Origin of the sequence: Rhodococcus sp. HNM0563 (assembly GCF_012726195.1) — a bacterium.
Taxonomy (GTDB): Bacteria; Actinomycetota; Actinomycetes; order Mycobacteriales; family Mycobacteriaceae; genus Rhodococcus.
Genome location: NZ_JAASAF010000010.1, coordinates 50,005 through 65,088 on the forward strand (window position 1 = coordinate 50,005; position 15,084 = coordinate 65,088).

The 15,084-nt window shown below is 68.9% G+C and carries 15 protein-coding genes; 7 read left to right on the plus strand and 8 right to left on the minus strand.

Translation table 11 applies throughout. The features are described from left to right. Positions 1 to 131 precede the first annotated feature (131 nt). Positions 132 to 581, plus strand: coding sequence for a PaaI family thioesterase (locus tag HCA61_RS21215; RefSeq protein ID WP_169690180.1), 450 nt, complete (start codon positions 132 to 134; stop codon positions 579 to 581). A gap of 18 nt (positions 582 to 599) precedes the next feature. Here HCA61_RS21215 and HCA61_RS21220 read toward each other — a convergent pair whose 3' ends face one another. The 5 genes from HCA61_RS21220 to HCA61_RS21240 all read right to left on the minus strand — a co-directional run bounded on the left by HCA61_RS21220 (position 600) and on the right by HCA61_RS21240 (position 6,598). After that, complete coding sequence (locus HCA61_RS21220) at positions 600 to 2,045, minus strand: NAD(P)/FAD-dependent oxidoreductase (protein ID WP_169690181.1); 1,446 nt, start codon at positions 2,043 to 2,045, stop codon at positions 600 to 602. A 96-nt stretch (positions 2,046 to 2,141) separates the two neighbouring features. Further along, entirely contained in the window at positions 2,142 to 3,197 is a 1,056-nt protein-coding gene (locus HCA61_RS21225; protein ID WP_169690182.1) for a tyrosine-type recombinase/integrase, read from the minus strand. A 90-nt stretch (positions 3,198 to 3,287) separates the two neighbouring features. After that, positions 3,288 to 4,070: a pentapeptide repeat-containing protein gene (locus HCA61_RS21230; RefSeq protein ID WP_169690183.1), complete on the minus strand. Its 783-nt coding sequence runs from the start codon at positions 4,068 to 4,070 to the stop codon at positions 3,288 to 3,290. Between the two features lie 218 nt (positions 4,071 to 4,288). Further along, on the minus strand, positions 4,289 to 5,758 hold the full coding sequence (locus HCA61_RS21235; RefSeq protein ID WP_169690184.1) for an NAD(P)/FAD-dependent oxidoreductase: 1,470 nt from the start codon (positions 5,756 to 5,758) through the stop codon (positions 4,289 to 4,291). 48 nt (positions 5,759 to 5,806) lie between these two features. After that, positions 5,807 to 6,598: a precorrin-3B synthase gene (locus HCA61_RS21240; protein WP_169690185.1), complete on the minus strand. Its 792-nt coding sequence runs from the start codon at positions 6,596 to 6,598 to the stop codon at positions 5,807 to 5,809. Between the two features lie 140 nt (positions 6,599 to 6,738). Here HCA61_RS21240 and HCA61_RS21245 point away from each other — a divergent pair, with 140 nt between their 5' ends. The 5 genes from HCA61_RS21245 to HCA61_RS21265 are packed head-to-tail and all read left to right on the plus strand — an operon-like array spanning position 6,739 to position 10,720. After that, positions 6,739 to 7,887: an acyl-CoA dehydrogenase family protein gene (locus HCA61_RS21245; RefSeq protein ID WP_169690186.1), complete on the plus strand. Its 1,149-nt coding sequence runs from the start codon at positions 6,739 to 6,741 to the stop codon at positions 7,885 to 7,887. After that, positions 7,884 to 9,158, plus strand: coding sequence for an acyl-CoA dehydrogenase family protein (locus HCA61_RS26890; protein ID WP_169690187.1), 1,275 nt, complete (start codon positions 7,884 to 7,886; stop codon positions 9,156 to 9,158). Before HCA61_RS21245 ends, HCA61_RS26890 begins: the two co-directional genes overlap by 4 nt. Before the next feature lie 45 nt (positions 9,159 to 9,203). Next, positions 9,204 to 9,602 carry a PPOX class F420-dependent oxidoreductase gene (locus HCA61_RS21255; RefSeq protein ID WP_169690188.1) on the plus strand — a complete coding sequence of 133 codons (399 nt, stop codon included), beginning with the start codon at positions 9,204 to 9,206 and terminating at the stop codon, positions 9,600 to 9,602. 46 nt (positions 9,603 to 9,648) lie between these two features. Beyond that, complete coding sequence (locus HCA61_RS21260) at positions 9,649 to 10,182, plus strand: glutathione peroxidase (protein ID WP_169690189.1); 534 nt, start codon at positions 9,649 to 9,651, stop codon at positions 10,180 to 10,182. A 43-nt stretch (positions 10,183 to 10,225) separates the two neighbouring features. Next, a complete protein-coding gene (locus HCA61_RS21265) occupies positions 10,226 to 10,720 on the plus strand; it encodes a DapH/DapD/GlmU-related protein (protein ID WP_169690190.1) in 495 nt (164 codons plus the stop codon). A gap of 21 nt (positions 10,721 to 10,741) precedes the next feature. On the opposite strand, the gene HCA61_RS21270 is transcribed toward HCA61_RS21265, so the two are convergent. From HCA61_RS21270 to HCA61_RS21280, 3 genes are read right to left on the minus strand one after another with little or no spacing between them, the layout of a single operon-like run. After that, entirely contained in the window at positions 10,742 to 12,115 is a 1,374-nt protein-coding gene (locus HCA61_RS21270; protein ID WP_169690191.1) for a metallopeptidase TldD-related protein, read from the minus strand. Continuing rightward, complete coding sequence (locus HCA61_RS21275) at positions 12,112 to 13,623, minus strand: TldD/PmbA family protein (RefSeq protein WP_169690192.1); 1,512 nt, start codon at positions 13,621 to 13,623, stop codon at positions 12,112 to 12,114. The genes HCA61_RS21270 and HCA61_RS21275 overlap by 4 nt, the downstream gene beginning before the upstream one ends. Before the next feature lie 22 nt (positions 13,624 to 13,645). Next, on the minus strand, positions 13,646 to 14,410 hold the full coding sequence (locus tag HCA61_RS21280; RefSeq protein WP_169690193.1) for a TSUP family transporter: 765 nt from the start codon (positions 14,408 to 14,410) through the stop codon (positions 13,646 to 13,648). Between the two features lie 109 nt (positions 14,411 to 14,519). Between HCA61_RS21280 and HCA61_RS21285 the strand changes: the two genes are divergently transcribed. After that, the gene (locus HCA61_RS21285) at positions 14,520 to 15,065 is read left to right on the plus strand and encodes an FxsA family protein (protein WP_169690194.1); all 546 of its coding nucleotides are present in this window, start codon (positions 14,520 to 14,522) and stop codon (positions 15,063 to 15,065) included. Positions 15,066 to 15,084 lie beyond the last annotated feature (19 nt).

Below are 15,084 nucleotides of genomic sequence, written 5' to 3' on the forward strand. Positions count from 1 at the left end.
CGAGGCCCGCCGCTACGTTCGGATTGCTCGGATGGTTGCCGCACCGGCAGGCGAAAACCTCCATGCCCTACCATCGTTCGACGGCAACCGGCGACCCGGCCGGCCCCGATCGAGCAGGAGCACGCTTAGACATGACCGATCACTCCCTTCCGGATCCCGCCGCCGCCACCCTCGAAGAGATCACCACCTTCAACCGCGCCGGCTTCGGGACCGCGCTCGGGCTCGAGTTCCTGGAAGTGACCGCCGACGTCGTGCGGGCGCAGTGGACGGTGAGCCCCGATCAGCATCAGCCCTACGGCATCGTGCACGGCGGGGTGTACTGCGCGGTGATCGAGACGATCGCGAGCATGGGCGGCGCCACCTGGTTCGGTGAGCGCGGCAACGTCGTCGGCGTCAACAACAACACCGATTTCCTGCGGGCCACCCGCGAAGGCGTCCTCACCGCCGTCGGCACCCCCATCCACCGTGGCCGCACTCAGCAGCTGTGGCGGGTGGTGATCACCGACGGGAAGGAGCGTGTCGTGTCACAGGGACAGGTGCGGCTGGCGAACATCGAGGACAGCGCACGCATCGGGAACTGACGGCGCACGCCGGGGCGATCAGCCTGCCGCTCGACGGGTCGCCGACGAGTCGCCTTCGTTCTGGGCAGTTTCATTCCCGTCGGCGGCGTCCTTACCGTCGGCGGTGCCGTTGCCCGCAGTGACGGAGTTCTCGTGGTGTCGTAGTCGCTCGATGGCGATCCGCGCGAACACCTGCTGCTCGGTTGCCGCCATCTCGTTACGTCCCGTCGAGAAGAACGCCTGCGCCCACGACAACAATGTCGACATCTTCGACGAGAACCCCACCAGGTACAGCAGGTGGATGAACAACCAGGCAATCCAGCCGAGGAACCCGCTGATCTCGAGCTTGCCGACTTTCGCGACCGCGCTGAACCGCGAGATGGTCGCCATCGATCCTTTGTCGAAGTACTTGAACGGGGCCCGCTGGGCCGGGGTCTGCCCCTCGAGAGAGGCGATGATCTGTTTCGCCGCGTACTTGCCCCCCTGCATCGCCACCTGCGCGAGCCCGGGAAGCTTGTCGAGCGACATCATGTCGCCGATCACGAACACGTTCGGATATCCCGGGAGCGACAGATCGGGTAGCACCTCGACACGACCCGCCCGATCGATCCCGGCACCGGACTGCTCGGCCAGTTGCTGACCCAGTGGGCTCGCCGCTACACCCGCCGACCACACCTTGCACTGCGATTCGAGGCGTCGCTCGGTGCCGTCCTTCTCCTTGACCGTCAGGCCGTCCGCGTCGACGCCGGTGACCATCGCACCCAGCTGGATCTCCACCCCGAGGCCCTCGAGGGTTTTGCGTGCCTTCTTCGACAGCTTCCCGCCGTAGACGGGCAGCACGTCCGATGCCCCGTCGAGCAGAACCACCCGCGCCCGCGTGGAGTCGATATGACGGAAGGTGTCCTTGAGAGTGCGGCGGGAGAGCTCGGCGATCTGACCGGCCAGCTCGACCCCCGTCGGGCCCGCGCCGACCACCACGAAGGTCAGCAACCGCGCTTGCTCCTCGGGGTCGTTCGACAATTCGGCCTGCTCGAAGGCGCCGAGAATCCGGCCGCGCAACTCGAGTGCGTCGTCGATCGTCTTCATGCCGGGTGCGAACTCCGCGAAGTGATCGTTGCCGAAATACGACTGGCCGGCGCCTGCGGCGACGATCAGGGAGTCGAAGCCGGTGGTGGTGCGACGCTCCAGGAATTGGGAGGTGATCGTGCCGTTCTCGAGGTCGATGTCGTCGACTTCCCCGAGCAGTACCTGGGTGTTCTCCTGTTTGCGCAGCACCATGCGCGTGGCCGGGGCGATGTCGCCGACCGAGAGGATGCCCGTCGCGACCTGATAGAGCAGCGGCTGGAACAGGTGATGGGTGGTGCGCGCGACCAGCGTGACGTCCGCGTCGGCGCGGGCCAGGGCCTGCGCGGCGAACAACCCTCCGAACCCCGATCCGATCACCACGACGCGATGACGAGCAGATCCCACCGATTCGACGCTCATGCAAGCTCCTTCGTTGATCTCGGTACAGCAGCGGTTCGACGGCCCGGCGGTTTCAGTGCAACAGGTTCGATGCCACTGCGGTTCGATCCCAGTCTGTCAGCTCTCGCCGTCACTCACAGCGCGATCGGTGCCGCCGAGCAACCCGTACACCGGGTTGTGGCGGGCCGCGTGCCGCACCGCATCGTTGGTTGCCGAGGTGTAGATCTGCACGGTCTGCAGCGACCGGTGTCCGAGCAGTTGCTGCAACTCGACCATCGTCGCGCCGTTGTCGGCCAGCGAGGTTGCGAAGGTGTGTCGTAGCGCGTGCGCGAGCGCGCCTCGTTTGCGTTCGGACTCGATGCCCGCCCGCCGATATACCCGTCGCACCCGGTACTGCAGGGTGCCGCGGGTGATGCGCTGGCCGTCGGCGCCGACGAACAACGGATCGGTGGGAGTGTGCCGCTCCCACACCGGAAGGTCGGCGCGGTCGGCGAGCGCGGTTCGCCGTAGCGGCGGAAACCGGACGTAGCGTTCGTGCAGGTAGGTGGACACGATCGCCGTCCAGCTGTCCTCGAGGGGGATCTCTCGTTCGACCGCACCTTTACCGTGCACGCGCAGCACCGGGGCCCCGAGACCACCGAGGATGTGTCCGAGATCGAGTGAGATCAGCTCTTCCGTCCGGATGCCTGTGAGCAGCAGTGTCGCCACGAGCGCCAGATCCCGCTGCGGCCAGTCCCGTGGTGACTCGCTGCGGTGCTGTGCGTCGTGGGTCAAGGTGTCGACGAGTTGCCCGACGGCGGCCGGTTTGAATGCTTTCGGGGTGTGTTCTGGACGTTTCGGCTGGGTGATCGAGGCCATCGGATTGCCCTCGGAGAGGCCCTCGGTGACGAGGAAGTTGCAGAAGTTGTTCCAGACCGACCAGGCGCGGCGCACCGACGCCGGTTGGCGTTCCCGCGCGAAGGTGGCGAACGCCGATCGCAGCGCGCGGATCGTGAGGTCGGCGAGGGTCAGCGTTTCCGGGGTGGCGCCGCGCGCAGCCGCGAGCGCGGCACACACCCCGTGCAGGTCCAGACGGTAGGCCTTGACGGTGTGCGCCGAGCGCTTCGCGGTCTGCAAGGTCTCCAGGTACGACGCGACCCAGTCGAGGAGGCCCGATTCGTCCCGGCTCGTCATCGGAGCATCCACCTTCCCGCGGTTGTCGTACGCCTGTGCGAATCCAGTGTGCCAGGAGGGGCCGACGGGTTTGCTGGGGCCGGTGGGTGCTCACCGGCGCCACGTCGGGTGCGGTATCCAATGCGGCAGCATCGTGTCGTGGTTTCCGTGCGCTGCGGCGATCTGCGGGCCGGTCAGGTACAGCGCCGACGACAGGTCGGCGCCGTCGAGTCGGGTGTCGCGCAGGTCGGCGCCGAGCAGGTCGACCGCGCTCAGATCGCTGCCGCGCAGATCCGTGCCGATGAGGCACGCGCCGCGAAGATCGGCGCCGCACAGGACCCGGCCGCGCAGAGACCCGCCTGCGAGGTCCGCGCCGGGGTGCAGTCGTGGATCGGGGGTGCCGGTGGCGTAATACGACGCGCGGATCACCTCGCTGACGTCGATGAGCAGGTTGCGTACCTGCTCGTGCAGCGCGTCCAGGTCGAGAGCGACCAATTCGGATGCCTCGAGCCGGGTGAGTCCGGTGATCGTCTCGGTCAGTTCGGCCGCGCGGGCGATGTCGTCGGGGTCGAGGGCGCGGTCGGTGGCCTCATGGAGATACCAGAGCATCTCGTGCAGTTGTTTCATTTTCGGGAACACCGCCCCGGTGAGGGCGCCGGGGATCCGTGCGGTGACGACCTGACCGGCGCCGAAACAGTCGAACGTGGTGCAGCCTCGATATCCGCGGGAGATCAGAACGCCGTGAATGGTGCAGCCGAAGTCGGGCGCGAGGTGTGCGCATGGTGCTCCGGCGGGCTTGTCGGTAGCGAAGTCGGCGGAGCGGGAGAATCCGAAGACGGTGCAGCACAAGGCAGTACAGTTGCGGCAGTCGCCGAGTAGGTGGGTGCGGGGCATGGGAACTCCGAGGGGTGCGATCCGGTGGGAGGCGAAGTTGGGAAACCGGTCATGGTTCCCCAGTTCGGGGCACACGGAATCACCGCCGCGCGCAGGCGGCGTCGTTCACGATCGACGCGAGGCTCGAAGGTCACGCACAAGAAACGGTGTTCACTGCTTCGGAGGGTAGCAGGGCCTCGGTCCGGTTCGTGGACATGCTGAAAGAGCACCGCCGATTATCAGGGGCGGCGGGTTTCGAGTAGACGCAGCCACACCTCGCTGATGGTGGGATAGGCGGGAACGGCGTGCCACAGCGACGCCAGGGGTACCTTCCCGACGATCGCGATGGTCGCGGCATGGACGAGTTCGGCGACCTCGGAGCCGACGAACGTGGCGCCGACCGGCACGTCGGTAGCGCGGTCGACGACCAGCGCTGCATGGCCGGTGAAGTCGTCGCGGTGCAGGGTGGCGCCGGCGACGTCGATGTCGGCCTCGAGCACCTCGATGTCGAACCCGGCGGTGCGGGCCGAGTCGACGGTGTGTCCGACGGCGGCGACTTCGGGAACGGTGAAGATGACCTGGGGGATCTGCGCGTGGTCGGCGCTCGCCCGGTACCGCGGGTCGTCGAGGGGCCGGTTTTCGGCGCGGGCGGCGATGACGTCGCCGCACACCCGGGCCTGGTACTTGCCCATGTGGGTCAGCGCGGCGCGGCCGTTGATGTCGCCGACGGCGTACAGCCAGGCGCCGTCGACACCGTCGACAGTGAGGTGGTCGTCGACGGTGATGCTGCCGGTGTCGAGTCCTACGGTGTCGAGTCCGAGGTGGTCGACGGCGGATCGGCGGCCGGTCGCGACGACGACTTCGTCGACGTCGATGGTGGTGCCGTCGCTCAGTTCCGCTGTGATGGGGCCGCCGTGGATCATGCCGATTCCGGTGTCTCGGGCGTCGGGGCGGGTCACCGAGGTGACTTCGGTGCCGAATCGCACCTGCACGTCGCGGGTGTGCATCCGGGCGGCGACGGCGTCGGAGGCGAACGGTTCTACCCGCGCGAGCAGGCGGGGCCCGCGAACCACGACGGTGATCTCGTCGGCGCCGAGTTGTCGTAGCCATGTGACGGTTTCGCAGGCGACGACGCCGCCGCCGAGCACGAGGACCCGGCGTGGGATCTGCCGCAGGTTCGTTGCGTCGCGGGAGGTCCAGGGCAGCGCCGCGCGCAGTCCCGGCAGGTCGGGGACGGTGGAGAGGGTGCCGGTGGCGATAACGACGGCGTGGCGGGCGCGCAGGGTGCGTGGGTGGTCGCCGTCGACGGTGATGGTGCGGGGCCCGGTGAGGTGAGCGTGGCCGCGGATCACATCGATGCCTGCCGCGTCGGCCCACAGTACTTGGGAGGAGTCGTCGTGGCCGGAGGTGAATCGGTCGCGGCGGGTCAGGACGGCGGGGGTGTCGACGTGGTCGGTGGTGACGTGCTGCTGGACGCCGGGCATGTGTGTGGCGGTGGTGAGGACCTGGGTGGGGCGGAGTAGGGCCTTGCTGGGCATACATGCCCAGTAGGAGCATTCGCCGCCGACCAGTTCGTGTTCGACGAGGGCGGCGGTGCGATCGGAGCCGGCGATGGCGTACTGCGCGGCGTTCTCGCCTGCGGGGCCCGCACCGAGCACGATGACGTCGAAGGTGTCGGTGGATGCGGAGTCGGCCGGTTCGGAACTCACGCGTTCCACGGTAGGCCGCTCGGGTGCGGTGCGGGGGTGGTTCGGAGGTCAGTGCAGGTGCGGTGACCGGGCGTCGAAGATCAGGCCCATGGGGGCGAGGACTCGCACGACTTGGTCGGCGATGTGTTCGGGGAGGTCGCACAGCAGGATCGAGCGCCAGGGGGTGATGACCAGGGGGCGGTCGACGGCGGCGAGGAATTCGGCGAGGCGGGCGGGGAGCAGACCTCCGGCTAGGCCGCCGGCGAGGGTGACGGTGCCGCTCGGCTGGTCGAGCCATCCGATCGGGTCGCTCGGAGGTGTGGGAAGGGCAGCGGCGGTGGCGGTGTCCGCGGGGGACGGTGGGGTGTCGTCGAACAGGAGGTCGACGGCGGCGTCGGGGTCGGATCGGCGGAGTCCGGTGTCGGTGCCGGCGAGGACCAGGGTCCATTCGTCGCCGGAGACGGCGAGCAGGGCGCGGTCGGGGGTCAGCGCGACGATGTCGCCGGTGCCGTCGTCGAGTCCGAGGGTGCTGCCGGGGCGTGCGGTGGGTAGGTGCAGGAGCGCGGCGTCGGTGAGGGGGCGGATGTCGCATTTTCCGCCGATGCGTCCGCTGAGGGGGGAAGTGAGCAGGTGGGGCAGTGCGGGGTGGCCCACGGTGAATCCGGCGTCGGTGACGGCGGCGGTCAGGGTTGCGGGGTCGCCGTGCAGGCGCAGGTGGGCGTGTGGGGTCAGGTGCAGGACGCCGCCGGCGTGGGTGTGAGCGAGCTCGGCGAGGGCCTGCAACTGCGCGGCGGTCAGTCTTCCTGCGGGCAGATGCACGTCCACGGGTGCGGTGTCGTCGCTCGGGTTCGTCGCGGTCACGTCGTCCAGTATCCGGGTCTGGGGGAGACTCGGGAAACGCACCGAAGAGACTTTCCTTTACAGGATTGGATAACTATATTCTCATTATTGAGATCGAGGTGCTCCTACGGTGGGGTGCCGCCCCAGACGAGAGGCACTGCATGCTGCTCGAACCCACACCCGACCAGGACTTCTTCCGCGACACGACCGCCCGGTTCCTGCAGGAACGGACCCCCGTTGCGGTCCTGCGCGGCCTCCGCGACGATGCCGCCGGATTCGATCCCGCCTTCTGGCGTGCCGGTGCCGAACTCGGCTGGACCAGCCTTCTCGTCGACGAAGCGCACGGCGGCGGCTCCATCAGCGACTCAGGGCTGATCGACCTGACCATGATCGCGTACGAGTTCGGGCGGCACGCCGCCCCCGGACCTCTCGTGCCGACCAACGTGGTGGCGGCCCTTCTCAACCGGCACGGCTGCCACCTCGACACTCTCGCCGGGTTGCTCGACGGTTCTGGCACAGCCGCGTGGTGCTCGGCCGAACCCCGACCTGAGGCCCGTGCCGCCACCGAGCCGCTGACGATCACCGTCGACGGCGACGACGTGATCGTGCACGGCACGAAACGCCCCGTCGAAGCCGCCGGTACCGCAGAGGTTCTGCTGGTGACCGGTCGTACCGGCGACGGACTCAGCCACGTCCTCGTCCCCCGCGACACCCCCGGCGTGACCGTCACCGCGATGCGGTCGGTGGATCTGTCCCGCCGCTACGCGAAGGTCGAGTTCGACGAGGTGCGACTTCCCGTCGGCGCAGTGCTCGGCACTGCGGGGGACGGCGCCGCCGACGACGAGTACGCCCGGCGCGTGGCGATCGTGCTGGGCTGCGCCGAAACCGTCGGTGCGCTGCAGACCGCATTCGACACCACCGTGGCGTGGGCGTTCGACCGCTATTCGTTCGGCCGTGCCCTGGCTTCCTACCAGGCCATCAAACACCGCTTCGCGGACATGAAGATGTGGCTCGAAGCATGTCACGCGATCAGTGACACCGCGGCTGCCGCCGTTGCGGCGGACACCCCTGATGCGGCCCGCCTGTCGAGTGCGGCGAAGGCCTACATCGGCGACCATGCCTCCCACCTGATGCAGGAATGCGTGCAGTTCCACGGCGGTATCGGTTTGACGTTCGAACACGACCTGCACTTGTACACCCGGCGCGTCGCCGCCAACCGGTCCACCTACGGCACCCCCGCCGAGCATCGCCGGCTGCTCGCCGATGCCGTCATCTCGGCCGCCGCCACGTCGAAGGAGAACGCACAGTGACCCAGACCGAGGTTGAGACCGAAACCCTCGACGAGTTCCGTGCCCGCGCCCGCACCTGGATCCGCGCGAATCTCGCGCCCGCCGATCCCGCCGCCCACGTGGGGGTGCTGCGCAAGGAGACTTCCGACGAGGACGAACTCGCCGCCGTCGAGCACGACCGCGCACTGCAACGGTCCATGTTCGACGCCGGGCTTGCCGGGATCAGCATTCCCCGCGAGTACGGCGGGCAGGGACTGACCCCCGCACATCAGCGGGTCCTCAACGACGAACTCGCCGGCTTCGAGTATCCGGCGCGTCTGCAGGCGCCGACGTTCGTGCCGTGTGCGGCGGTGCTGCTCGATTTCGGCACCGAGGAACAGAAGAAGCGGCACATCCCGGCGATCCTGCGCGGCGAGGAACTGTGGATGCAGATGCTGTCCGAGCCCAGCGGCGGGTCCGATGTGGCGGGCGCGGTCACCACTGCGATACGCGACGGAGACGACTGGATCCTCAACGGCTCGAAGATCTGGACCACCGGCGCCTGGTGGTCCGATTGGGCGTTGTGCCTGGCTCGCACCAACTGGGATGTGCCCAAGCATCGCGGGTTGACGGTGTTCATGGTGCCGCTGAAAGCCCAGGGCATCGAGGTGCACCGCATCGAGATGCTCAGCGGGTCGAAGGAGTTCTGCCAGGAATTCATGACCGACGTGCGGATCCCGGACAGTGACCGGATCGGGGACGTCGACGCCGGCTGGACCGTCGGCACCCGCTGGATGTTCCACGAACGACTCCTGCTGCGTTCTCCATATGCGACGCTGCCGGCCGGCAGCAGCCGCGGCGGCTCCCGCACCGACGAACTGCTCGATGTCGCCCGCGACGCGGGGCGCCTCGACGACCCCCTCGCCCGCGATCTGGTCGGGGAGGCCGACACCCTCGAACTGGTCAAGGATGCGCTGCAACAGCGCATCGGGCAGGCGATGGCGACCGGCGCGATGACCGATCAGGCCGCGAGTATCCTGCGGTTGATGTCGGGAGAGGTCGCTACCCGGCTGACCACGATCATGTACGAGATGACCGGTGCCGACGGTGCCGCGTGGGACTCCGACGACGGCGCGGTTGCCGAATGCGGCACCGACTTCCTGATGCAGCAGTCGTACACGATCGCCGGTGGCACGACCGAAATGGCCCGCAACACGATCAGCGAGCGGGTGCTGGGGATGCCGCGTGAGCGCAGCCACGACCCGAATCTCGCGTTCCGTGATGTGCCTCGTGGCGCGCCGGCCGGGGGATGAGCCGCCGCCGCGCGCGTACCGGTGGTCGTTCCGTAGGGTGGGCGCATGCCTGATGGGGGAGTCACCACGCCGTCGTTCGCCGACCTCGCCGACGCCCAGTACGTGCTGCTGAGCACGTTCCGGAAGAACGGCACCGCGGTCGCCACTGCCGTGTGGGCGGTGGCCGATGGGGATCGGTTGCTGGTGTGGACCGCGACCGGTTCCCACAAGGTGGGGCGGCTGCGCCGCGACCCGCGGATCACGCTTGCGGTGTGCGATGCGCGCGGACGTCCGCGTAGCGCCGCGGTGCCGGGCACCGCGGTGTTGCTCGACGACGCCGGCACCGAACGCACCCGGTCCGCGATCATCGGCAAGTACAAGCTGTTCGGGTGGCTGACCGTCAAGGGCAGTCTGCTGCGGCGCGGCCGGTCCGGCACGATCGGGGTGGCGTGCACCCTCGACTGACCACTGCATATCCGATATCGACCGAGCCAGATCTGCGAGGAGCACTATGAGCGTCCACGATTTCACTGTCACCACCGCCGACGGCGGCACCGAATCCCTCGGTGTGCACCGCGGAAAGCACCTGTTGATCGTCAACGTCGCGAGCAAGTGCGGGCTGACCCCGCAGTACGAGGGTCTCGAGGCACTGCACCGCGCGAAGAAGGACGCCGGCCTGCAGGTCGTCGGGTTCCCGTGCAATCAGTTCGGTGGCCAGGAGCCGGGCACCGACCAGGAAATCCAGGATTTCTGCTCGGTCAACTACGACGTGACCTTCCCGGTCTACGGCAAGATCGACGTCAACGGCGAGGACGCAGCGCCGCTGTACACGTACCTGCGGGCGCAGGCACCCGGCGACTTCGGTCCCGACAACGGGTTCCTGTTCGAGCATGTGAGCAAGTCGCGTCCCGAGGCGATCGGCACCGACGAGGTGAAGTGGAACTTCACCAAGTTCCTCGTCGACCCCGACGGCGCGGTGGTGCGCCGCTTCGAGCCGACCGTCACCCCCGAGGAGATCGCGGAGGAACTCGCCGACCTGCGCTAGGAAGCGTCGGCTGCGGCAGCAGACTGTGGGAGGCGATACCAGGGTGCGGCACACCTATCTGTCCCAATCCGTGTTCGTCGCTGCCGCAGGGCTTCCGGTTGTTCCCGGAGCCCTGCGGCACCGGTTGCTGCGCGGGGCCGGTGTGCGTACGTCCACGCCGAGCCTGATCCACCGCGGTGTGGTGGTGCAGGGGCTGGGCCGGTTGACGCTCGGCTCCGGGGTGTTCGTCAACTACGGGTGTTTCTTCGACACGGTCGCCGACATCACCGTCGGCGACCGTGTCTTTCTCGCCGACCACGTCCGGGTGCTCACCAGCAGTCACCACACCGGACCGAGCGAACAGCGCGCCGGGCCGCTCACCGGCGAACCGGTGCATATCGGTGGCGGTGCCTGGATCGGGTCCGGGGCGGTGATATTGCCGGGGGTGACGATCGGGGCCGGCGCCGTCATCGGCGCGAATTCCCTGGTCACCGCGGACTGCGCACCGAACGCGCTGTACGTCGGCAGTCCCGCTCGGCGTCGGCGCAACCTACCCTGATCGACCACCGGCCGGTGCTGCTCACTGTGCGGCGCTCACCGAAGACATGTGGAAATCGGGGATACGCATCGGTGGCATCGCGGTGCGGGTGAACCAGTCGTTCCATTCCCGCGGCAGCGTCCGTTCGGTCGCCCCGACTTCGACGGCGCGGCGCAGCAGGTCGAGCGGGGACTCGTTGAACCGGAAGTTGTTCACCGCGCCGCGCACCTGTCCGTCCTCGATCAGGTACACCCCGTCGCGGGTCAGGCCGGTCAGCAGCAGCGCCGACGGGTCCACATCCCGCAAATACCACAAGGTGGTGAGCAGCAAGCCCCGTTCGGTGCCGGCGATCATCTCGTCGAGGGTGGCGCGCGAGCCGCCAGTGAGGAGCAGATTCTCCCCGGGCGCGGTCACCGGCACGGAGAACTCTGCCGCCGCCGCACGCGGATACGTCAATGCCGCCACGGTGCCGTCGCGGATCCAGTCGACGCGTTCGATTCCGAGACCGTTGTCGAACACCGACACCGTGTCGGTCGAGGCCGTCGCGGTGACAAACGGTGGGCAGGCCAGACCCGGCGCCGCCGGATCCGAGGTCAACGTCAACGGCAACGCCGCCACGGTCTCGCCGAGGCGGGTGCCGCCGGGGCGTGACCACACGGTGTGCCCCTCCTCGGCGCCACGCCCGGCCATCGACCACATCAGGTAGATCATCAGATCGGCCACCGCCGACGGCGGCAGCAGCGTCTCGTACCGGCCCGGCGGCAACGCCACCGCGCTACCGGCCCACCCGAGGCGCCGGTCCAGTTCCGTGAGCAGCGCCGTGGTGTCGACGTCGGTGAAGTCGGTGGTGCCGGCCCCGACCCAGGCGCCCGCGCCGGACAACCCACCGCGTTTCGCGGTGACCTCGATGGACCCGTCCGTCTGCGTCCAGCGGCGACGCAACCCGGTGGAGGTGCCCAGCCAGGTGGTGTGCACCTGGTGATGCGCGAACCCGTACAGCGGATCGCGGGTCGCGTCGCCGAAACCGGTGGTCAATGCCGCGATCACGTCACCGAACACGTCGATACCGGTGCCCGCTGCCGCGTCCGCCCAGTCTCCGGGCTCCCCGTCGCCGGGCAGCAGTGGCATCGCGTCGGTGGCCTCGGCGGCGGTGTCGGCGGCCGCGACCGCCGCGGCCACCACCGCGGGGATCTCGTCGGCGGGCACGCTCGGGGCGGTCACGATGCCGCAGCGTGGCCGTGAGCCGCGGCGGATCGCGATCACCGTCCAACTGCGTGCATGCATCACCCCGTTGGTGGTCATCGAACTACCCGCCCACCGCACATTCGCCTCTGCGCTGTCGGTGACCAGCACGATCGTCTCGTCGGCGCGGGACGCGGCCAGCGCGGCGTCGACGAGCCGGGGTGCGTCGATCATCGACCGCCCTCCTGCCGGGTGTTGAGCACGTTGATCTGCCGCAGCAGCACCGACGGGCAACCATGACCGACCGGCGCGATCTGCCCGGGTTGCGCTTTACCGCAGTTCATCGCCCCGCCGAGCTGCCATGTCGAACGTCCCCCGACGGCTTCGAGCGCACCCCAGAAGTCGGTGGTGCTCGACTGATACGCCGCATCCCGCACCTGCCCGGCGAGGCGACCGCCGCGGATCCGGTAGAACCGTTGCCCGGTGAACTGGAAGTTGTAGCGCTGCATGTCGATCGACCAACTGCGATCACCGACCACGTACAACCCGTCCTCGACCCCGCCGATCAGATCGGCCGTGGACCGATCCACCTGCGGATCCGGTTGCAGCGACACGTTCGCCATCCGCTGCAACGGCACATGATGCGCCGAGTCGGCGTAGGCGCAGCCGTTCGAGCGCCCCACACCGGCCTTGGCGGCGAACGCCCGGTCGAGCTGGAAGCCCACGAGCAGCCCGTCACGCACCAGATCCCACGACTGGGCGGCCACCCCGTCGTCGTCGAATCCGACGGTGGCCAACCCGTGCGGCTCGGTGCGATCCGCTCGCACCTGCATCGCGGCACTGCCGTAACGCAGCGACCCGAGCCGGTCCGGGGTCGCGAAGGAAGTCCCCGCGTAGGCGGCCTCGTAACCGATCGCCCGGTCGTACTCGGTGGCATGTCCGACCGACTCGTGAATGGTCAACCACAGATTCGTCGGGTCGATCACCAGATCGGTGGGGCCCGCCGTCACCGTCGGCGCATGCGCCTTCTCGACCAGCAACTGGGGCAGTGCTGCGAGCTCACCCGACCAGTCCCACACTGCATCGGAGGCGACGTACTCCCAGCCCCGCCCGGTCGGTGCCGCCAGGGTGCGCATCGACTCGAACGTCCCGGCCCGCCGGTCCACCGTCGTCGCCTCCAGCTGCGGATGCACCCGCACCCGCTGCTGGGTGATCGACGAACCCGCCAGATCCGCGTAGAAACTCTGTTCCTTGACCAGATCGCACCTCGCCGCCACGTGATGCACCCCATCCGCGTCGAGCAACCGGCGCGAATAGTCGGTCAACACCGCGACCTTCTCCTCGGTGGACACCGTGAACGGGTCCACTCGGTAGTCAGAACACCACGTCGCCTCGGGGTACACCGGCTCGGGCGCCCACTCGACGGGGTCCCGGTTGATCGGGCGCAGCGCCCGCGCCACCGCCACCGCGCGCGTCGCCGCATGCGCGGCGCCGTCGGGATCGGGATCCGGATGCGACGCGAAACCCCAGGTCCCGTCGAGCAACACCCGCACCGCCACCCCGAGATCCGATGCGTCCACCACGGACTGGACCGCACCGTCACGCACCGTCAACGACTCGGTGCGCACCCGGTGCACCCGCACATCGGCGTGTTGCGCCCCCACCGCACGCGCCACCGACAGCGCCGCATCGGCGATACGCGGCAGCGGCAGCGCCAGGAAATCCGGATCGACGACGTTCACCTGCAGCAGCGTATCGGCCCGCTCACCCGAACTGTTGAATTCCGAGCCGGATCACCATCACGGTCACCACCACCAGCAGCACCGCCCGCACGAACCCGGCGCCGCGCCGCAGCGCGGTGCGCGACCCCAGCACCGACCCCGCGACATTGCACACCGCCATCGTCAACCCGAGCGTCCACCACACGTGCCCGCCGAGCGCGAACAACACCAGCGCCCCGAGATTCGACCCGAAGTTGAGGACCTTCGCCATCGCGGCCGAGGTCACGAACTCACTGCCGAGCATCGCCGCGAACACGATGATGAAGAAGGTGCCGGTGCCGGGACCGAGGATGCCGTCGTAGAACCCGATCACCGCGGCCGCCCCCACGATCACCATCACCATGCGCGGCACGCTGGGCCGGTGGGCCGGAGCGGTCCCGAGCGTCGGGCGCGCCGTGACGAACACCGCCACCGCCACCAACACCACCATCACCACGGGAATGAACACATCCGGGTCGATCAGCGAGACCGCCGCCGCACCTGCCGCCGCGCACACGGCCGCGACGAGCGCCGCGGGCGCCAGGATCTTCCACGGCAGCCGGATCCGCCGCGCGAAGGTGAGCACCGCCGCGCCGGTACCGAAGATCGCCGTGAGTTTGTTCGTCGCCAACGCTGCCTGCGGGGTGAGCTGCGGCGCCACCAGGAACAGGGCAGGTAGCAGGATCAACCCGCCGCCGCCGACCACGGCGTCGACCCACCCGGCGGCGGTGGCCGCCACCAGCAGTACGCCCCAGTCCGCGGCACTCATCCCGCCATTCGATCACGTCGGGAGAAAAATCGGGTCCTCGTTCGTTGGAGGGGATAACGGCCGCTCATCCCCTGCAGCAGACGGCGCGGCCGGCACCGGAAGGACCGCCATGTACCTGTTGTTGTTCCTCGCCTACGTGGTCGCGGAGATCGCTGTGCTCGCCTGGCTCGGCAGCGCGTTCGGCGCGCTGACCACCGTGCTGTTGTTCCTGGGTGTGAGCGTGCTCGGCTACGCGGTGCTCGCCTCCCGCGGGCGCCGCGCACTGCGCGATCTGACGTCGCTGCGCGGCGGCACGACACCGAACCTCGACGTGACACCGGAACGGATGCTCACCGACGGTGCGCTCATCGGTGTCGGTGCCGCCTTGGTGCTGGTGCCCGGGCTGATCACCAGTGTGCTGGGGATCGTGTTGTTGCTGCCGACCCGCGCGGTGCTGCGCCCGCTGGTGCGTATCGTCGCGGCGCGGCAGGTCGCGCGGCACGGCGCCACCGTGCGGGGTGCCCGCATGGTGGTGGTGGACGGGCAGGTCGTCGAACACACGGTCGTCGGTGCCGATCCGCGGCTGACCGCGTCCGCCCCGGGGGAACCGGTGATCGGCGGCGACGGGGTGCTCGAGGGCGAGATCGTCGACACCCCGCCCCGGCGACACCCGTGAGGACGGGGCAGACTGGACT